Raw genomic sequence first — 18,464 nt, 5'->3', positions numbered from 1 at the left:
TTCTATCCTCTTCCCTTTCCGATCATCGCGGATCAGTCCGCGACAGGCTCGCGGGAGGAGGATTTTCCCGGCGTGCCTGCCAGGCGGTCGCCGATCGCAAGGCCTGACGGGGCGAAGGAAAGGTGGCGCGCTGCGGTGTCGAACGCGCTGTCGCGCATCTTCTGGATCGACAAGGAGCGCTGGAGATCATGGTGTTCTTCGAACTGCCGCAAGAGGATCAGGTTATCGAGAACGGCCGAAAGATCGCTAGCCGGTGCGGTCACGTTCGGGCCAATGATCTCGCGGACTTCCCAGGTCGCCAGTGTCGTAACGCCGAGCGTGCGCAATTGGTTCGTGAAAATGGCGAAAAACTCGATCAGCCTGTCGCGGTGCACAGCGGCGCGTTCGAAGCCCCCCAGACCATCGATGAAAAGGCGCTTGATCCCACGATCGCGCACTTCTTCCAGCAACTCATGAGCGAGCCGGTCGATCAGGTTCTCGCCCAGCGGACGCCATTGAACGGAAAAATGGGGCGATCCGCTGTCGGGCAGAACGATATTCTGGCTCTGCGCCTTGAGACGCAGGCGCGCCTCATTCTCGAAAAAGCCAAAATGCAGGGCAGGCTCGTCTGGCGAGGCCTGGGACAGGAAATGCAGCCCCAATGTAGTCTTGCCGCTGCCGGTCGGACCAGCGACAAGCGTGATGGAGCCCTGCGGCAAGCCGCCGCCCATCAGCGCATCCAGTTCGGGCAGGCCAGAACATAGCTTGGCCGGTGAAATATCGCCGGATGCCCCATTGCCAGCATAGAGCGCCTCGATCCGCGGATATATCGTGATGCCGCGACGGTCGATCTCGAACTTGTGCAGCCCGCCAAGCGCGTTGCTGCCGCGTGATTTGCGAACCTGCAACTGTCGCACCGTGCGCACACCGGCCAGCATATCGCTCAGCTCAATGACCCCATCGACCATCGTATGCTCTGGACTGGTCTCTTCGAGACTCGCGCTGGTCAGGAACAGGACGGTGCAGCCGACAAAGGCGGCCTGGCCCTGAACCTCAGCGACGAATGTCTTGACGTCGAAATCGGTGTCCGCGCGATCGCGTGCGTTGAGCAGGCCGTCGAAGACCAGCAGGGTCGCATTGTGGCGCTTGGTTTCCTTGCGGAGCAGTTTGACGACCGCATCGAGCCCTTCTTCGCGCATGGCTTGGAAAACGCTCACATAGGAGATGTCCTGGCCAAGGATCTCCGCATCGAAAAAATCGAGCGTACCCAGCGCCTGGAACAGGCGGTCATGGCTTTCGGCAAGCAGGGTCACGAACAGGACCTTGCCCCCGCCCGCCGCGTGATGAAACGCGATCTGATTGGAAAGAATGGTCTTGCCCGCGCCGGGTCGGCCCTGGATGATATAGGAGGCCCCTTTGATCAGCCCTCCCGCAAGGATGTGATCCAGCCCGCTGACTCCACTCGCAAGGCGCGAAAATTCCTCCATTTGTGACTTCCTGCTTGAACATTTCGAGAGTGCAGCCCGACTAATATCTCGGCGCCGGCAATCGAAAAGCAAAAAGTGCAGGGGGTTAAGCGTTCCGGGCCGTTAAGTGGGCCCATGTCGATCGCGTAAGGCGGGAGAGCGCGTGGCGGCGCCGCAATCGGCGCGCAGCCTTCACCGACTCTGCTGATTTCGCGAGCGCATGATGAGCGAAAGGTCGCGTCGCGTCTCGCCATGACCGCCACTCGACGCATTTTCCAGCCTCGCTTCCGGCGCTTGAACGAACCACGAAAATGCCGGGCGCCGCCTGTTTGGGTGGCTGAAAAGAGCCGTTTCGGCTAGGCACGAACCCATGCAAAGTTCACAAATCGTAAGACGCCCCTTTTCCATGATGCGCAGCTTCCTGGCGACCGAAGCGGCCGGCGGCATCATTCTGATTGTTGCGTCCGCTACGGCGATGATGGTCGCCAATTCCGGCTTTTCGCGTGCCTATCTGGGCGCCCTGCATGTTGATTTGAGCGGCCTTAGCCTGTTGCACTGGATCAACGATGGCTTGATGGCGCTGTTTTTTCTGATCGTGGGCCTGGAGATCAAGCGCGAGGTTCTCGACGGCCAGCTCGCCCGCTGGTCCGATCGTCTCCTTCCCGGGCTTGCCGCAGCCGCCGGGGTGGCCGTCCCCGCGCTGATCTATGTGGGCATCAATCATGACGATGTCGCGGGCCTGAGGGGGTGGGCCATCCCGGCCGCCACCGACATCGCATTTGCTCTGGGCGTATTGGCGCTGCTTGGCAGCCGCGTGCCAACATCGCTCAAGGTCTTTCTCACGGCCGTTGCCATCATCGACGATCTCATCGCCGTCCTGATCATTGCATTCTTCTACACGGCGCAGCTCAACCTGGCGGCGCTGGCCGGAGCTGCGCTTGGGCTTGGTTTGCTGACCATCCTCAACCGGCGCGGCGTCGCAGCGCTCTGGCCCTATCTGCTGGTCGGAGCCGGGGTCTGGGTTCTCGTGCTGCAATCTGGCATTCACGCGACACTGGCCGGTGTAGCAGTGGCGATGACGATCCCGCTGAACCGCACGCCGGGACGGCCAGATGACGCGCAATCCCCACTCTATCGGCTTGAGCATGGTCTCCACCCCTGGGTGGCCTTTGCGATCGTGCCGATCTTCGGCTTCGCCAATGCCGGCGTTCCGCTGGCCGGCTTTACGCCGGCGGATCTTCTAGAGCCAGTGCCCTGGGGCGTGGCCTTGGGACTCTTCCTTGGCAAGCAGGCCGGCATTTTCAGTGCGGTATGGCTGATCGTCCGCCTGAAGCTGGCGGAGCGGCCGCGCGATGCGAGCTGGCTGCAAATCTATGGCGTCGCGCTCCTGTGCGGGATCGGCTTTACGATGAGCCTGTTCATCGGCGGTCTCGCCTTCGGCGATGGATCCCATCTCAACGATGCTGCGAAGGTCGGCATCCTGCTCGGCTCTATCCTCTCCGCCGTCGCCGGCTTCCTCATACTGCGGCTCGCGCCGCAAGGACAGCGGCTGTGAGGCTGTTCCCCGGATTGCGACAGATCGCGCCCGCCTGGCGGGAATTTGTCTCGGGCGATGCGAGTTCAAAGGCGCGCGATGCGCTGTCTGTTTTTCGCCGCCGCATCGCGACCGGTATCGGCGCGGTGCTGCTGGGCTTGTTTGCGATCACCTTCGCCAAAATGGGCGATCTTGCCCAGCGCCTTTTCCTGCATCTGGAAAGCCTTTGGCCTTACGGAGCCCTGCTATTAACGCCAGCGGTGTTCGCCAGCGTCGTCTATATCACCAACCGTATCGCGCCTGACGCACGTGGCTCCGGCATACCCCAGGTGATCGCGGCAGCGCGCAATCCGGGCCGCGACGCGCCGGGGCCGCTGGTATCGCTTCGGACCGCAGCGGCGAAGTTGCTCATGACGGTCATGATGCTGTGCGCGGGCGGTTCGGTCGGGCGCGAGGGACCAACGGTCCAGATCAGCGCAGCGATCATGGTTGCCGTACACCGCGCCCTGCGTGTGCCGATCACCGCCGGGGTGCTCATCGCCGGCGGCGCCGCCGGCGTGGCGGCCGCCTTCAACACGCCGCTTGCGGGCGTCGCCTTTGCGATCGAGGAACTGGCCTCGGCCTATGAACAAAAGGTCGCCGTGCTGGTCATGGCGGCTGTCATGGTGGCCGGGCTCGTCAGCTTAGGCATCGCTGGCGACTATATCTATTTCGGGGCGATGCGCGAGACGCTCGACCTGCGCTCGGTGCTGGTCATAGCGCCAATTGCCGGGATCGGCGGCGGATTGGCGGGCGGGCTGTTCTCGCGGATATTGCTGGCCTTTGCGGCGCCGACGCATCGCTGGATCCAGGTCGTCAAGCGGCGGCCGGTCCTGTTGGCCGGCGTCTGCGGGCTGGTCGTTGCTTCACTGGGCGTTGCCACGGCAGGCGCGACATGGGGCACCGGCTATGAAACCACCCGGCAGCTTGTGGAATCGCATGGGGGCTCCGCCTGGTTTGGCCCCTCCAAATTTGTTGCCACGGTCGCGACCGCCCTGAGCGGCGCACCGGGGGGCATTTTTGCCCCGTCATTGTCGGTCGGCGCAGGCTTCGGTGATTTGTTGACCGGGATTTTCCCCGACGATCCAAAGGGTGCGATCGTCCTGCTGGGTATGATCGGCTATTTCGTGGGTGTCGTCCGCGCGCCGCTGACAGCGGTGATCATCGTCACCGAGACCACCGCCAGTCGCGGCATGATCGTGCCGCTGTTTGCTACCGCACTGATCGCCGATCTGGTCAGCGCACTGGTCTGTCGGGAACGGCTTTATCATGGACTAGCAAAGCCCTTCCTCCATGCGCATGGCAGCGCCAAGGCTGGGAGCGAGCAAGGGGAAGAGAGCGATCTCGTGCAGACGCGCGCGCAGGACTAGCGCGCGCCGTCCGCCCATCGCTCAATGAAGCACGATGCCCATTTCCACGCCAGTCTTGTCGTGAAGGGCGAAGCGACCAACCAAGTCGGCGCTGGCCCGATTACAGCCGACGACCTCGGCGTCTTTTCCATCACGGCGCAGTCGGGCGACGATCTTGTCGAGTGCGCCGACGCCCGAGATGTCCCAGAAATGCGCTCCCTAGACGTCGATGAAGACCCTGTTGGTGGCGTCCGGCGTCTGTAGCGCGCGGGGAAAGCGATCAACCGGGGCGAAGAAGATCTGCCCGTTGATGCGATAGATGGTCGGGCTCGCGAGCGACCGGTTCTGCCGAAAGCGGTCATACCGCCTGCCACACCTAAATGACGGCTTCGTCCCAAAGCAAGTCATTCCCACTTCGCCGAAACCTTGCGTTGTATCGTGGGTTCGAATACGGTGTTCGCAGTCGAACTGAGCCGCCAAGTGACGGTTTTCAGAGGAAAAAGTCGACGAGGTATTTTCCGAGGTATGGCGGAAATTCGGACCGGTCAGAAGCGAAATAAATCAGCCGCTTAACCGATCGGTTCGAATCCCTCCCGCGCATTAGCGGAGGATAAGACGCTTCAAAGATCGGTATAGTATCAAAGTGGATCTGCCGATCTTCACCGTCTCAATCTCTCCAGAGCCAATCAACTCGTACAAGGTCGAGCGACCGATGCCGGTCAACTTCACTGCAGTCGCTATCCTGACGCTTATCGGCTCAAGATTTTCATCCTGATCGGTTTCTGCTGTGGGGCGTTTGGCGGGGTGGGAAGTAGGGGACATCTCTAACCTTGCTCGCGATCATCCCCATCATCGTCAATCTGTGCCAAGGCGCTAGCGCCGGTGAGAGGCCGCAGGCTACCTTCTTGGTGCCATCGGGGATCAACGCCTGAAGAAGGCCACCAGCGATCTGCTCGTCGTCGGTTAGAATGTACCAAGATCGCGAATCGCGATGCTCCACAGTGCTAATCGGCCCGTCGGGACTCGAACTTCCTCAAATAAAAACTTCAAAGGTATCGATCGAGGTATCGTGATCGGGCTGGCCTAGGAAATGGCTGTTTTCCGGGGCGGATAGTCGCTTTTCGAGTCCTCTTCTGGCACCATTTTCCGACATGGTTGGAAATGCACGACAGTCGGCCGGATCGCTCCGGAACGCTGAGCCCGGACGCTTCACTCATCTCTGCAGCATACTGCCCAGCCATGCCGCATGGCATGTCTCTCCATGCCCCGCCAATCCATCGCAAAGGCATCTCGGTCGCTGAGAAATGGGGGCAGCCAACGGCGGACTAGCGCCGCGGCCAGCCATATCCGTCTCACATGATGACGGTGAAGGCGCTGGTGCCCGACGAGCATCTTTCATGCCGGATTTGCTCCAGCCGCTGGCGAATATGGCGACGGCGATGGAACACGCAAAATGCCCGCTTGACCAAGCTAGTCACGACCCTCTCCTTCTTGTTTTGCGGGAAATCTAGCATCAGCTTTCATTGCCGCAATATATCGTTCGGCATGCGAAACGGATGGCTGCGCCCGCTATTTGAGAATCAAGGGAAAATTGTCGCGACGAAGGCGCTAGCCATGGCTCCATCCCCCCCCGGGCACATGCCCGCAGGGTCTGAAGCAGAATGAAGGAAAGGTGGCGGAGACGGAGGGATTCGAACCCTCGGTAGCCCCTTAAGGCTACGACGGTTTAGCAAACCGCTGGTTTCAGCCACTCACCCACGTCTCCGCACGAATTTGCCCACCGGATGAGGTGAGCAGTGGCTATATGTCGGCCTATAGCGGCGGCTTTCATGCATGGCAACGGTCCGCAGCGGAGAAAAATCGCGCTTATTTCGAAAAGAGGATTCGGACTGGCGCGGAATCGACTCGGGTCGCCGTTCGTTCATTGTCGTTTCAGCTTGTTCCCCGATAATCTGAAATATGGTTGAAGTGCGGGTCCTTTGGGGAGTAGCGGGCATGATCGGGTTTCTGGGGCGGGTTTCGGGCCGCGCGGCAATGGCAGGCGCTCTGGCGGTCGCGCTGGCCGGCATGACGCTGACGCCGATCGGCGCGCAGGCGCAGGTGCGCACCGTCGATCCCAACAGCGCCATCGATTCCGACCTGGCGCCCGTGCCGCAGCAGAACGGCACGCCCACAGACCCGGGCGTCGACCCCGGCCAGTCGGGGAGCAGCGTCCCCGCCGACAGCGGCGCACCCTATAATCCGCCCGCGGCCAGCGCGGGTTCGACCGCGACCGGCGCGCCAGTGACGGCCAATTCTCCCCCGGCGGCGATCACCCCCGGCGATTCCTACCAGCAGGACGACCTGATCGGCGCGGCCGAGGGCGTGTTCGGCAAGGGCGCCGAAGGGCTGGCCGGCATCATCGAGAAGATATTGAAGGATCAGGGCCGCCCCAACGCCTATATCGCCGGGCGCGAGGCGTCGGGCGCGTTCGTCGTCGGCCTGCGCTATGGTTCGGGCACGCTCAATCACAAGATCGAGGGCAAGCGGGAAGTCTATTGGACGGGGCCATCCATCGGCTTCGACGTGGGCGGCAATGCGGCCAACACCTTCGTGCTGGTCTATAATCTGTATGACACGCAGGAGCTTTATCACCGCTTCCCGGCGGCGGAGGGTACGGCCTATCTGGTGGGCGGCTTCACCGCCAGCTATCTGCGCTGGGGCAGCGTGGTGCTGATCCCGATCCGGTTGGGCGTGGGGTATCGGCTAGGCGTCAATGCCGGTTACATGAAGTTCACCGAAAAGCGGAACTGGCTGCCCTTCTAAGGGAATTGGAGCGGGTCATAGTTTTAAGAAGCCAGCAGCAACGGCATCCCCCTTCCCCTCCACCACCGCCTTTGGCGGCGGTCCCCCTCCCCATCTCTCGATGGGGAGGATTTTGAGGGGTCGCTCCCGCCCCCTCTACCCGCACTAGAAGGAGAGGTTGAGCTGCCCGCCGGCCTCCTCCGGCTCCTCATGATCGAGATTGTGCACGCCTAGTCCCAGCAGCCTAGCCCCCATGCGCAGCGGCAATTGGGCCCGCAGCAGCGCCCGGCCGGTCTCTGCCAACAGATCGGGCGAGCGCACCGGGCCCCCGAAGCTTTTCGACCGCGTGATGATCCTGAAATCCGCGAACTTGACCTTGAGCACCACTGTCCGGCCATAAGCGCCGCTCTTTTCGATCCGGCCCCAGAGATTCTCCGCGAGCCGCTCGATTTCCGGGATCAGCGCTTCCTCCGTCACCAGATCGTCGAAGAACGTATCCTCGACGCTCACCGATTTGCGTTCCTGCCGCTCATGCACCGGGCGGTCGTCCTCGCCCCGCGACGCGTGATAGTAGAACAGCGCCGCGCTGCCGAAATGATGCTGGAGAAAGGCGAGGTCGCGGGCGCGCAGATCGGCGCCCGTCTCGATGCCAAGCGCCTGCATCCGCTTCGCCGTGACCGGCCCGACGCCATGGATGCGCCGCACCGGCATCTGCGCGATAAAGGCCGCACCTTCCTCCGGCCGGACGACGCAGATGCCGTCGGGCTTGTTCTGGTCCGACGCCAGCTTGGCGATCAGCTTGTTGTAGGACACGCCCGCCGAAGCGGTGAGCCCGGTTTCCTCCCGGATCAGGCGGCGGATTTCCTCGGCTATGCGCGTGGCGGAGGGGATGCCCGGCTTGTTCTGCGTGACGTCCAGATAGGCTTCGTCCAGCGACAGCGGCTGGATGATGTCGGTGAAGCGCGAGAATATCTCCCGCACCTGCGCCGACACGCTGCGATAGACCTCGAAACGGGGGCGGACGAACAGCAGGTCGGGGCAGAGCCGCCGCGCCCTGGCGCCGGGCATGGCGGAGCGGACGCCAAATTTGCGCGCTTCATAGCTGGCCGTGGCGACCACCCCACGCGGACCGCCGCCGCCGACCGCCAACGCCTTGCCCCGCAGCGAGGGATCGTCGCGCTGCTCGACCGAAGCGTAAAAGGCATCCATGTCGATATGGATGATCTTGCGCAGCGGGGTTTCCATGATCGGCGCTTATGCCACAGGGCAGAGCGGAAGGAAAAGGGAGGGCGGCCCCTCAGCGCCGCAGCAGGCGCAGATTGTCGAGCAGCCATTCAAGATGGGCGCGGCTGATCCGGCTCCACACATTATAGGTGCAGCGCTGCCCGCCGATGCGTACATAAGCGAGGGAATGCAGGCCCTTGCCGCCCGCATTGGCGGCGGGATAGGGTTCCGCGCCCTCCTGCCCGTAACCGGCGAAGGATGGCGCGGGCAGGCGGGGCAGTTCGCGCATATAAGGCCATTGGTCGGTCAGTCTGCGCCGCTGGATTCGCGCATCGGCCCGGTCCTGGGGCAGCAGGCCGGTTCCGGCAAAGCCATAGGCACTGCGCAGTCCCGGAAGGTCGAAGGCAACGCCCCAGCCGCCGCCGAAGCTGGCGGCGCGGGGCGTCCCCTCCGGATCGCCGGGCCGGGCGAGCGCGAGCGGCGCGCAGGACCGGCGGTTCTCCGCCTTGGCCCATTCGGCGCGGGCGCGCCTTTCCCCGATCAGCGTTGCGGTTTCCGCCGCGAAAGCCGGCATGGCGCTGGACAGCAGGGCAGCGGCCAGCGCCGCCCGCGCCAGCCTCATTTCTTGTCCTTGAGCGACAGCAGCGCGGCGAAGGGGCTGGCCTGCTCCTCGCTCAGCACGCCCGCTTCGCGCAGGACGACGTCGGCTTCCGGCGCGCGCGGATAGGGCGTCATGGCCAGCGCCACCGTCTCGGCCACCGCCTCGCCCATGTCGATGACCAGGCCGTCATAACCGATGGTGTCGCAATCCTCGGCATCCAGTTCCAGTTCGTCGCCCTCGGGCACCTCCGCGCCTTCCTTGACGAAGCGCAGGAGGAAATCGCTATCGACCGTCTCCGGCACGGCGACGCCAGTCGCGACGCAGGGCTGGGCCAGCGCGGCCCGCACCCGCCCCTTGGCGAAGATCGCGCCATTTTCCTCGCTCAGCGCATAATCCGCCTCCAGCCGGTCGAGGGCGAGCAGGTGGAAGCGTTTGGCCAGCGCCTCGCGCTCGGCGGCATCGGCGGCGATGGTCACCGGCTGCACATGGCGGGCAAGCTGGTCGACCCGCACGGGCCGCGAAAATTCCGGGGCGGCGCTCATCCAAGGTCTCCCGCCATCAGCGCGTCGCGGCTGATGCAGCCAAGCCTGACCCAGCGCGAGCGCAGATGCGATTCGACATGCGCCAGCGCGTCGGCCGACGGCGCATCGCCGCGATAGAGGTTGCGCGCAATCGCTTCGCTCAGGTCCGTTTCGCCCGACAATGCCGCGCGATAGGCCGCCAGCCGCCCGCCCAGCGCGCTCACCATGCGGCCAATATGCTTGCCTACGACAACGTCGCCAATCCCTTCCTGCCGCAACTGGCCGTCCATATCGTCGACGAACAGCTCGGTCAGCCAGACGCTTTCCTGGGCAGCGCCCAGCGCCTCCAGCCGCATCAGCGCCTGGGCGAGAATGGCGACGATCATGTCGAAGCGGCCGTCCATCGTGTCGGGAACCTGCCCTTCCACATACCAATGGGGCTGGCGTCCCTCCGCGACGATGGCGTTGTAGAGGGTGCGCATCGCGTCCTTGGGGTCGCTGGACGCGAACAGACGCTGGAAGATGCTGGGCATGATTGACACTGTTTCCTGGCTGAACCGATAGGCGGCCCCTTGCCGAGGCTCGCGCATTTCCATATTGATCGCCCAGCCGCCCGATGCAATGGCGGCTTTGTTTTTCGGCAAGGTCCGGGGTGCGCCCCGCAGGAGAAGTTCATGCGCCAGTTCAGCCGCCAATCCCGCAGCGGGCGGATTTTGCTTGGCGCAGGCCTTTGCGCGCTGCTTCTGGGCGCGTCGGGCTGCACGCGCATCCGCACCCATCAGGGCTATCAGGTCGACAAGCTGCTGGTCGATTCGGTGCAGCCGGGCATCGACAACCGCGCATCGGTGGAAGGCACGCTGGGCCGGCCGAGCTTCGTCGCGCAGTTCGGGGACCAGGACTGGTATTATGTGTCGCGGGACATGCGCTCGCTCGCCTTTTCCAACCCCAAGCCGGTGTCGCAGAGCGTGCTGCATGTGCGCTTCGATACGGCGGGCAATGTGGTGGCCGTGGATCGCATGGGGCTGGAGCAGGTCGCAAAAATCTCGCCCTCCGGCGACAAGACGCCGACGCTGGGCCGCCATCGCAGCCTGTTCGACGAGATTTTCGGCAATATCGGCGCGGTCGGCGCCGGCGGCATGGGCGGCGGTGGCGGCGGCAGCAACACCGGCGGCGGCCCGAACGGGAGCTGACGGAGCGCCCTTCCTATTCCTAGTGTGAATCGTGCTCCTGCGAAGGCAGGAGCCCAGTTCAGACGGCGGGACTGGACTCCTGCCTTCGCAGGAGCACGGTGGGCCAAGTAATTAGCCTAGCGTAGACAGACCGTCTGCCAAAGATCGGGGCTGGTATCCCAGCGCTTTGAGCCGGTCGATATTGAGCGCCGGAAAGCCCCAATCCTCCTCGGCTCTCCCTTCATGCACGATCGGCGCGCCAGTCTGCTCACTCAGCAGCTCCGCCAATTCCGCGATGGTCGTGCGGACCCCGCTTCCGACATTGAAGGCCCCCGCTTGTCCACTGCCGAGTAGCAGCAGCATAGCCCGCGCCACATCGTCGACATGGACAAGGTCCGACCCGAACGCGCCGCCGCCATGAACGCAGATCGGCTCTCCGCTGGCGGCGGCCTTCATCATCAGTCCCAAAGCCCCGCTCTGCTGGCCCGGCCCATAGACCGAGGCCAGCCGCATCGTCTGGAGCAGCACAGCCTCCCCCCGGCAACGTTCCGCCGCGTAGATTTCCTGACCGACCTTCGACCCCAGATAATAGCCCCGGCTGCGGGGAAAAAGCGGCGTAGCCTCACCCGGCGGCCTGCCCGTCGGCGCATAGGCGTTGGCGCTGCTCGCCTGCATGATCCGGCCCACGCCTGCCCGGATCGCCGCATCGACCAGATGCAGCGTGCCGAGCGCGTTGATCCGCCAGCAGCGCTCCGCTGCGGCCAGATCCCGATGATCGGAAGGAATATACGCCGCCAGATGGACCAGCGCCGCGCAGCCGGTCAGGTCCGCACCCTCGCCAGTATCCAGATCGAAAGAGCGCCATTCATCCTCCGGACCGGCGGGCGAACGGCGGGCGAGATGGCGGATGCGCCAGCCGCTCCGGCGCGCGGCAGCCGCGAAATGGCGACCGACAAAGCCCGAACCGCCGGTCAGGGCCAGCAAGGGAGCCACACCGCTCATCGCACCGCGTCGATGCGCTCCTGCGGCACGAATATCTCGTCGAGATAGCGCAGGATGACGCCGGACCGGACCGGCGGCTGGATGATCGGCGTGCCGTGCAGCAGTTTGCGCACGCACATCTCCACCTCGTTGAAGCCCGCCATGGCGCGCAGCGGCGTCGTGCCGGAAAAGCGGGCGTTGATCTCGAACACGCGGGGGGTGCCATCGGCATCGGTGCGGAACTGGAAATTGGCGGGGCCATAGGGTTGCAGTGCTTTGCCCAGCACCCGCACCTGTTCGTTCAGCTCGGGATAGTCGCCGGTATAGGCGCGATAGGTATTCCCGTCGCGCAGGTCGCGGCGCATCACGATGGACGCCCGCACCTCTCCGTCGAAGACCAGCGTGCTGGCGGTGAACTCGCAATCGGGATCGCCCACGCATTGCTGGATGACCAGCCCGCCGCACCCCTCCAGCGCCGATGCCAGCGCGGCCCGGTCCCGCACCACCGACACGCCGACCGACCGCGCACCGATCCGGGGCTTCACCACCAGCGGAAATCCGACCGCATCGATCAGCGCCTCGACCGCCTCCTCATCCTCGCCAGCGGCCGAGGCGGGGTGCGGCAGGCCGACGCTTTCGAAAAAGCGCGCGGTTTCCAGCTTGTCGTCGGCAATGGCGACGACGCGGGGATCGCTGACCAGCACATGCGTCCCGAACAGCGCCTCCAGCCGGTGGCGTTCGGCGGCGAACCAGGACAGTTCGACATCGGTTCCGACCAGCACGACATCGGGCCGTTCCCGGTCCAGCAGTTGATGGATGCGGTCGCCAAAGGCCGGATCATGGGCAAAGGGCAAGCGATAGGCTCTGTCCGCCCAGTAAAGCCCGGAGGAAAGCGGATTAGGATCGGCGGCGATCACCTGGCAGTCCAGGGCCGACTGCCGCAGCGACTTGATGATGCCCTGTCCCAGCACCGCGCCGGCTCCGGTGACGAGGATTTTCATGCGAAGAACCGGCAGAGCCGCTCCTGCGTGGCAGCGGACAGGGTGGTGGCGCGGATGGCGTGCATCTGGTCCTCCGGATCGAAATCGATGTCGCGGGTTTCGATGGTCACAAGCTCTCCTCTGATCTCGATCATCGCCCATTTCGGCGTCCGGTCCCGGTCGTCGCGGGGCTGGCCGAGCGAGGCGAGGGTGAAGATGGTGGCGGCGGCGCAATCATAGCGGCGGTGCCGGTGGACATGGCCGAACAGACCGTAGAGGAAACCGCGCGCGGCCACCACGGCGGCGGCCTCCTCCGCATCCTGCGCCGACCGGATATAGCGCCAGTCGCCAAAATCGAAGGGATTGGCATGCGCGGCGAACAGCGGCCCCTGCGACCAGCTTTCCCGCCAGTCAAAGGCCGTCATGCAGCCGGAAGGGATATGGGCATCGGTCCAGTCGACGCTTTCCCGCAGCCAGTCGGGCAGGTCGGCGCGATAGACCTGCGCCGCCGCCTCCCCCTGATAGAGCAGGTCGTGATTGCCCCGGATCAGGATCGCGCCGTCACGCGCCGCCGCGCCCTGCACCAGTTCCAGCGTCTCCAGCGGCTGCACGCCATAGGTCAGCAGGTCGCCCAGGATCAGCATCCGGTCGAACCCCTCCCGCCGCGCCGCGGTGAGGGCGAGTTGCAGCGGGTCGCTGGCCGCATGAATGTCGGTCAGGGCGGCTATTCGCATGGCGACACCGGCCGGGTCAGAGGGCGGACGGCAAAGCGCGGGCGGCGGGCGTCGATCAACTGCCGATAAAGGTCGAGATGCGCCACCGCGCAACTTTCGATGGAGAAGCGCCGGGCCGCTTGCAGGGCGCCCTGCGACAATGCGGCATAGCGGGCGTCATCGCTCAGCGTCTCCACCATCGCCCGCGCCAGCGCGGCGGGGTCGGAGGGCGGGACGAGCTGGCCGTTGACGCCGGGCATCACCATCTCCCGATTGCCCGCCACGGAGGTTGCGACGATGGGCAGGCCGCTCATCGCCGCCTCGATCATCGCGATGGGAAAGCCCTCCCAAAGCGAGCAGTTCACGAACAGGTCCGCCTGCCGCATCAGCGCATCGACATCGCCCCGCGCCCCCAGCAGTTCGACCGGCACGCCCTCGGCTTCGGCGCGGAGCCGGTCGAACTCAGGCCCTGCCCCCGCGATGCAGATGCGGGCGCGGCGGCCCTGCGCCGCCAGCGCTTCGGTCAAGGGGCGGGCGGCGCGCAGCAGGGTCGGATAATCCTTCTGCTCCGACACCGTGCCGACGGCGAGGATCATTGGATCGCGTCCGGCCGCCCTGCGCGGCGCTCCCGCCTGGAAGCGGGCGCTGGCCGCGTTCAGGATCATGCGGATGGGCTTGCGGGCATGGCCGCGCAGCAGCGCCTCGCACTGGTCGCTGATCGCGACATAACTGTCGACGATGCGGTTGAAGAAGCGGAACGCCGCCGGAGGGAAAGACAGGCGGCTGTTATGATGGGTCAGCACCACCGGCACGCCGGGCATGGCGAGCGCGACCGGGAACAGAGCGCGGGCGCTATGGGCATGGATCACGTCCGGCCGGATCGACCGCAGCGCCCGGCGCAACGCCAGCGCCCCGCCCAGCCAATTATTGCGGTTGGCCAAACACAGCGACAGCGCCTGCGCGCCGCCCTGCCGCACCCGCGCCATCATCGCCGCTTCGCTATCGGGCGCATTGCCGACCTGCGCCGCATCGCTGAGCGCAAGGACGGTCGCCTCATGCCCCGCCCCCGCAAAGGCTTCCGCCAGATTGCAGACCAGCATTTCGGCGCCGCCCGAAGTGAAGCTGGTGATGATCGAACAGATGCGCATGTCAGCGGGCCAGATCGACGCCGGTAGCCGCCAACAGGGAAAGGGCACGGGGCGACAGGTCGGAACGGCAGCGTTCCAGCACCAGATCGGCCCGATCGGGACTCAGCCACTCGCCGTAGCTGCCCGCCTTGCCGCTGCGCATGCGCAGGCTCTGGTCGTCGTTGCGGTCATAGTCATGGCCGGGAATGCCGCCATCGCGTTCCTTGTCGCGCATCCGGTCGAACCGCGCCGCTGCGACGGCGCGGGCGAGTATGTCCGGCTCCGGCTCCACGCCCAGAAAGGCAAGGATGCCGCCCACCGCCGGGATCGGCTCGGCCAGCATATGTTCGTAGCTGATCAGATGATGCGGCCGCCCCTCCAGCCCCGCCGCCCAGCCGTTCAGATAGCCGGTCAGCGCCGCCATTCCATATTTGGGTTCGTCCAGAAAGGCGGCCATGTCGCCGGAAAAGCTCTTCTTGTGCCGGGTCGCGTGGAAATAGGCGGACACGATCACGTCGCGCGGATCGCGGACAAGGAACAGCACCGGCCGGTCGAGGAACAGCCGCTCCCGATAGGGCAAATGGCTGACCAGGATCAGCGGCAGGTCCGCCTCCCCCGTCCGTCCCACGCCCATCCGTCCCACAAAGGCGTCGATGCCGCGCACCGGATCGCGGTCGAAATTGGGCAGGACGCGGAAGGTGCTGGTCAGGTCGGGCTCGAAACCCAGCCATGCGCTCTCCGCGAAATAGCAGGAAAGCAGATAGCGCAGCCAGGTCCGCCCGCTCTTGGGATAGGATACGAGGAAGGCGTCGGCCCGCGCCGCCGCCAGCCGCAGATACGGTTCGTCCCGCAACCGCCGCCGCATCGCCCGCGCAAAGCCCTTCAACGACATCATGTTCATGATCCGGCCCTTATGCGATGATGGTCGAGAACGCTGGTGATGACCGACTGCCAGCGGGCAAGCACCTGGTCATGGCCGAACAGCGCCATCCGCTCGCACGCCTGCACGCCCAACGCCTCGCGCCGGGCTTCGTCGGTGCAGAGGGCGACGATGGCTTCCCCCAGCGCCGCCACGTCGCCATTGGGCACCAGCAGGCCGCTCTTGCCATGCTCGATCATTTCCGCCGGGCCCCATTGGCAATCGAAGGAAATGACCGGCAGGCCCGCGCCCATCGCTTCGCCCACGACGATGCCCCAGCCCTCGAAGCGGGACGAGAGGATGAACAGGTCCGACTGGGGAATCCATCCGCCCGGTTTCTCCGTCACGCCGGGCAGGCTGACGCGCTCCATGAGACCCAAGCGGTCGCGCTGACGCTCCAGCGCGGCCCGCTCCGGCCCCTCGCCCCAGATCATCAGTTTCCAGTCGGGAATATGCGTCGCGACACGGGCAAAGGCATCCAGCAGCAGGTCGAAGCCCTTTTGCGGCACCAGCCGCCCGACCGCGCCGATGGTGCGGCCATCGGGCCTGCGCTCCGCCGCCATGACCGCGGGCGGCACGGGGTTCGGGATCACCCAGCCCTGCACCTCCATCGCCGCCTTGAACCAGTCCATCGCCCCCTGCGTCATGGTGATCAGGCCCACAGCGCGGGGATAGGTCATCCGCCGCAGCCTGCCCCAGACCGGTCCCACCGTCTGGAGCGCGGGATTGTTGCGTTCCGACACGATCACCGGAATGCCCAGCGACCGGGCGGCGAACACCGACAGGATATTGGTGCGCGTCAGGAAGCTTATCACCAGTTCGGGCCGCACCTCTTTCAGCGCCCGCCGGAGCAATCTCTGCCGCCGCACCATCGCCAGCGCGCCGGTCGCGGCGGCGCGGCGGCGCGACTTCATGCCCAGCCGGATGATCCGCACCTCCGGATGATAGGCATAATAAGAGGGCGCGGACGGCTCCTCGAAGGCAATCAGGGTGATCGCCCAGCCCTGCGCCGCGAAATGGTTGCAGAGCAAGCTGACAATATGTTCTGAGCCCCCGGCGCCCATCCCCGGAAGGACGAATGCAAGCATGGGTGGCCTGGATGCTCTTACCAGCATGGCGGCGGGGTCCTGTATAATCACGCTGTTACGCGGGCCAGTGTCCTTGGCGGCGGACTGCAAGTCCATTGCGCGAAGGGGTTAGGGCTTGCCTCTTTGGGTGTTCGACAATGCCACCCTTAATAATGGATGCGCAGCTCCAGCCCGGCGCGGGTCCGGTCATAATCGTCCAGCGGATCGGTGCTGTCGCGTTTGGAGAAGCGCGCCGTGGCCGCCAGCGCCATGCGGCGGTTGAGCGCATATTCCAGCTCTCCGGTCACGCCGTAAATCTTCTCGGTCAGGCCGGTGCCGAAATATTTGCTGCGGCGATAGACCAGCCCCAGCTCGCCGCGCAGATTATGGCGGATTTCCTGTTGGACACCCAAGCGGAAGCGCATGTCCTCCCGCGACTGCACGCCGGTGCGGTAGGTGGCGACATTGCCGATGAAGCCGTCCAGCGTGATCGCCGTGCGCGGCCGGGGGGCGTAGACCAGCCCGACCTGCGCCGACAGGCGGGTGCGCGGATCGATCCGCGAGTCCTTAGGATCGAAGCGATAGACGCCGACCGCCGCTTCGCCTCGGATCGTCCCGCCCGGATCGATGGCGATGCCGACGCGGCCGCCATAGGTTTTGGAATCCCGGTCGATTTCCCCCAATTGCGGCACGCGGCGGAAATCCCGCTGCGACGCGAAACCCTCGACGAAACCGTTCATCAGCGGCGACACCCGCAGCATGACCCGCGCCAGCGCGCCCATATTGTCGAGGTCGCGATTGTCGTCGATCGCCCTGGTGTAGCGGAAACGCGATGCCGTGCCCCTCAGCATGAAGCCGACGCGCGCTCCTTGGTGGGTATAGGCCAGATCGCCTTCCCAGGCATTGAGTTCGCGTGGGCCGATGGAGGGCGCGGTGTTGCCCTCCGGCTCGCCGCGATCCTCGATGACATGCTGCCAGCTTGCCGCCGCCGCCAGCTTGTCCGATGCCGACGGGGTCCATGTGAGACCGGCTCCGATCTTGCCGCCCGCCGCATCCTCGCTGTCATATTGGAAATATTTGCGGAAATCGCCTTCGGCCCGGGCGTTGAGTTCGATCGCGCCGCCCTTCCGGTTGATCTCCGCATAGGGGCGGAAGACGGCGCGGAAATCATCCTTTTCGTCAAAGGCCTGGGCGTAGATATTGCTGTCATATTCGATCCGCGCCGCGCCGCCAACCTCCACGGTCGCGCTGCCCAGCGTCAGCGGCGTCGGCACGAACAGCGCTTCGGGCGCGTCGAGCGCGATGGTCGGGGATTGCAGCTCCTGCGCGCTGGCGACCGAAAGCGGCACGGCCAGGCCAAGGGCGATGGCAGCGGCGCTCGACGCCAGAGAGACCGAAGCCAGAGGGGCCGAAGCCGGGCCGCGCATCAGAACCACTTCTCATAGATGCGCACCGTGTCGCCCGGCTGGATCATGTCGCGCTCGCCCGCCCGGCCGACGACCTGCCGGCCATCGACCATGCGCGTGATGGCGACGCTGCCCTGCTCGGCGCGGAAGGTGTAGCCGCCCGCGACCGACACCGCCGCCAGCACCGACATGCCCGCGCGATATTGATATTCGCCGGGGCTCTTCACCTCGCCCAGCACATAGAAGGGGCGCAGCTTCACCGGCTGGACGCTGACCGTCGGCGCGTTCAGCAACTGGCGCTGGGTCAGTTCCCGGACGATGCTGGCCTGCAATTCCGGAACCGTCTTGCCGCCCGCATCGACATCGCCCAGCACCGGCAGGGAAATCTGGCCGCGATCGTTGATCGTGTAGCTGCCGTTGCCGGGATCGGTGGCGGAAAGGCCCGGGATCGCCACCCGCACCTCATCGCCCGCGCCCAGGCGATAGGCGACGGTCGGCGCCGGGGGTAGGCTGGAAAGGCCCGAAAGACCACCCGAACAGGCCGTCGTCACGGCAAAAAGGCCAAGGAAAAGACCATGATAAAGCCGGTTGCGCATCTGCGTCCC

19 protein-coding genes, 1 tRNA gene and 1 pseudogene are annotated in these 18,464 nt (G+C 65.2%); 4 read left to right on the top strand and 17 right to left on the bottom strand.

Translation table 11 applies throughout. The features are described 5' to 3' along the window. Nucleotides 1-32: 32 nt before the first annotated feature. Nucleotides 33-1,466: an ATPase domain-containing protein gene (locus tag HUK72_RS12340; protein ID WP_176597033.1), complete on the bottom strand. Its 1,434-nt coding sequence runs from the start codon at nucleotides 1,464-1,466 to the stop codon at nucleotides 33-35. A 349-nt stretch (nucleotides 1,467-1,815) separates the two neighbouring features. Between HUK72_RS12340 and nhaA the strand changes: the two genes are divergently transcribed. After that, nucleotides 1,816-3,000 (top strand): Na+/H+ antiporter NhaA, encoded by a 1,185-nt coding sequence (nhaA, locus tag HUK72_RS12335; protein ID WP_176597032.1) that lies wholly within the window; start codon nucleotides 1,816-1,818, stop codon nucleotides 2,998-3,000. Next, nucleotides 2,997-4,388, top strand: a complete 1,392-nt coding sequence (locus tag HUK72_RS12330) for a chloride channel protein (protein ID WP_369805953.1) — start codon at nucleotides 2,997-2,999, stop codon at nucleotides 4,386-4,388. The genes nhaA and HUK72_RS12330 overlap by 4 nt, the downstream gene beginning before the upstream one ends. Before the next feature lie 21 nt (nucleotides 4,389-4,409). On the opposite strand, the pseudogene HUK72_RS26990 reads toward HUK72_RS12330, so the two are convergent. From HUK72_RS26990 to HUK72_RS12315, 4 genes and pseudogenes are all read right to left on the bottom strand, one after another. Further along, a pseudogene (locus tag HUK72_RS26990) lies at nucleotides 4,410-4,685 on the bottom strand (STAS domain-containing protein); the annotation flags it as partial. A 282-nt stretch (nucleotides 4,686-4,967) separates the two neighbouring features. After that, complete coding sequence (locus HUK72_RS12320; protein WP_176597030.1) at nucleotides 4,968-5,189, bottom strand: helix-turn-helix domain-containing protein; 222 nt, start codon at nucleotides 5,187-5,189, stop codon at nucleotides 4,968-4,970. Between the two features lie 530 nt (nucleotides 5,190-5,719). Beyond that, nucleotides 5,720-5,845: a hypothetical protein gene (locus tag HUK72_RS27245; RefSeq protein ID WP_255325681.1), complete on the bottom strand. Its 126-nt coding sequence runs from the start codon at nucleotides 5,843-5,845 to the stop codon at nucleotides 5,720-5,722. Between the two features lie 195 nt (nucleotides 5,846-6,040). After that, a tRNA-Ser gene (locus HUK72_RS12315) sits at nucleotides 6,041-6,132 on the bottom strand. A gap of 230 nt (nucleotides 6,133-6,362) precedes the next feature. On the opposite strand from HUK72_RS12315, the gene HUK72_RS12310 reads away from it, so the two are divergent. Further along, nucleotides 6,363-7,172: a DUF1134 domain-containing protein gene (locus HUK72_RS12310; protein WP_176597029.1), complete on the top strand. Its 810-nt coding sequence runs from the start codon at nucleotides 6,363-6,365 to the stop codon at nucleotides 7,170-7,172. 144 nt (nucleotides 7,173-7,316) lie between these two features. Here the strand turns inward: HUK72_RS12310 and dinB are convergent, their stop codons facing one another. The 4 genes from dinB to HUK72_RS12290 are packed head-to-tail and all read right to left on the bottom strand — an operon-like array spanning nucleotide 7,317 to nucleotide 10,030. Beyond that, complete coding sequence (gene dinB, locus HUK72_RS12305) at nucleotides 7,317-8,396, bottom strand: DNA polymerase IV (RefSeq protein WP_176597028.1); 1,080 nt, start codon at nucleotides 8,394-8,396, stop codon at nucleotides 7,317-7,319. Nucleotides 8,397-8,448: 52 nt separating this feature from the next. Next, entirely contained in the window at nucleotides 8,449-8,997 is a 549-nt protein-coding gene (locus HUK72_RS12300; protein WP_176597027.1) for a hypothetical protein, read from the bottom strand. Further along, on the bottom strand, nucleotides 8,994-9,518 hold the full coding sequence (locus HUK72_RS12295; protein WP_176597026.1) for a DUF177 domain-containing protein: 525 nt from the start codon (nucleotides 9,516-9,518) through the stop codon (nucleotides 8,994-8,996). The genes HUK72_RS12300 and HUK72_RS12295 overlap by 4 nt, the downstream gene beginning before the upstream one ends. Further along, entirely contained in the window at nucleotides 9,515-10,030 is a 516-nt protein-coding gene (locus HUK72_RS12290) for a ubiquinol-cytochrome C chaperone family protein (RefSeq protein WP_176597025.1), read from the bottom strand. The genes HUK72_RS12295 and HUK72_RS12290 overlap by 4 nt, the downstream gene beginning before the upstream one ends. A gap of 141 nt (nucleotides 10,031-10,171) precedes the next feature. Between HUK72_RS12290 and HUK72_RS12285 the strand changes: the two genes are divergently transcribed. Then, entirely contained in the window at nucleotides 10,172-10,687 is a 516-nt protein-coding gene (locus tag HUK72_RS12285; protein ID WP_176597024.1) for an outer membrane protein assembly factor BamE, read from the top strand. Between the two features lie 111 nt (nucleotides 10,688-10,798). Here HUK72_RS12285 and HUK72_RS12280 read toward each other — a convergent pair whose 3' ends face one another. The 8 genes from HUK72_RS12280 to HUK72_RS12245 all read right to left on the bottom strand — a co-directional run bounded on the left by HUK72_RS12280 (nucleotide 10,799) and on the right by HUK72_RS12245 (nucleotide 18,455). Beyond that, nucleotides 10,799-11,668: an NAD(P)-dependent oxidoreductase gene (locus tag HUK72_RS12280; RefSeq protein WP_176597023.1), complete on the bottom strand. Its 870-nt coding sequence runs from the start codon at nucleotides 11,666-11,668 to the stop codon at nucleotides 10,799-10,801. Then, nucleotides 11,665-12,648, bottom strand: coding sequence for an ATP-grasp domain-containing protein (locus tag HUK72_RS12275; RefSeq protein ID WP_176597022.1), 984 nt, complete (start codon nucleotides 12,646-12,648; stop codon nucleotides 11,665-11,667). Before HUK72_RS12275 ends, HUK72_RS12280 begins: the two co-directional genes overlap by 4 nt. Beyond that, a complete protein-coding gene (locus tag HUK72_RS12270; RefSeq protein ID WP_176597021.1) occupies nucleotides 12,645-13,361 on the bottom strand; it encodes a metallophosphoesterase in 717 nt (238 codons plus the stop codon). Before HUK72_RS12270 ends, HUK72_RS12275 begins: the two co-directional genes overlap by 4 nt. After that, on the bottom strand, nucleotides 13,352-14,488 hold the full coding sequence (locus HUK72_RS12265; RefSeq protein WP_176597020.1) for a glycosyltransferase family 4 protein: 1,137 nt from the start codon (nucleotides 14,486-14,488) through the stop codon (nucleotides 13,352-13,354). The genes HUK72_RS12270 and HUK72_RS12265 overlap by 10 nt, the downstream gene beginning before the upstream one ends. A 1-nt stretch (nucleotide 14,489) precedes the next feature. Beyond that, nucleotides 14,490-15,368: a sulfotransferase domain-containing protein gene (locus HUK72_RS12260; protein ID WP_176597019.1), complete on the bottom strand. Its 879-nt coding sequence runs from the start codon at nucleotides 15,366-15,368 to the stop codon at nucleotides 14,490-14,492. After that, nucleotides 15,365-16,474, bottom strand: coding sequence for a glycosyltransferase family 4 protein (locus tag HUK72_RS12255; RefSeq protein WP_255325679.1), 1,110 nt, complete (start codon nucleotides 16,472-16,474; stop codon nucleotides 15,365-15,367). Before HUK72_RS12255 ends, HUK72_RS12260 begins: the two co-directional genes overlap by 4 nt. 146 nt (nucleotides 16,475-16,620) lie before the next feature. After that, nucleotides 16,621-17,880 (bottom strand): outer membrane beta-barrel protein, encoded by a 1,260-nt coding sequence (locus tag HUK72_RS12250; RefSeq protein WP_176597017.1) that lies wholly within the window; start codon nucleotides 17,878-17,880, stop codon nucleotides 16,621-16,623. Continuing rightward, entirely contained in the window at nucleotides 17,880-18,455 is a 576-nt protein-coding gene (locus tag HUK72_RS12245) for a polysaccharide biosynthesis/export family protein (protein WP_176597016.1), read from the bottom strand. Before HUK72_RS12245 ends, HUK72_RS12250 begins: the two co-directional genes overlap by 1 nt. Nucleotides 18,456-18,464: the final 9 nt, after the last annotated feature.

The organism is Sphingobium sp. 15-1 (assembly GCF_013375535.1).
Classification (GTDB): Bacteria; Pseudomonadota; Alphaproteobacteria; order Sphingomonadales; family Sphingomonadaceae; genus Sphingobium; species Sphingobium aromaticivastans.
The sequence above is the reverse complement of the archived record's forward strand: the minus strand, read 5'-3'. Positions and strand labels throughout refer to the sequence as shown.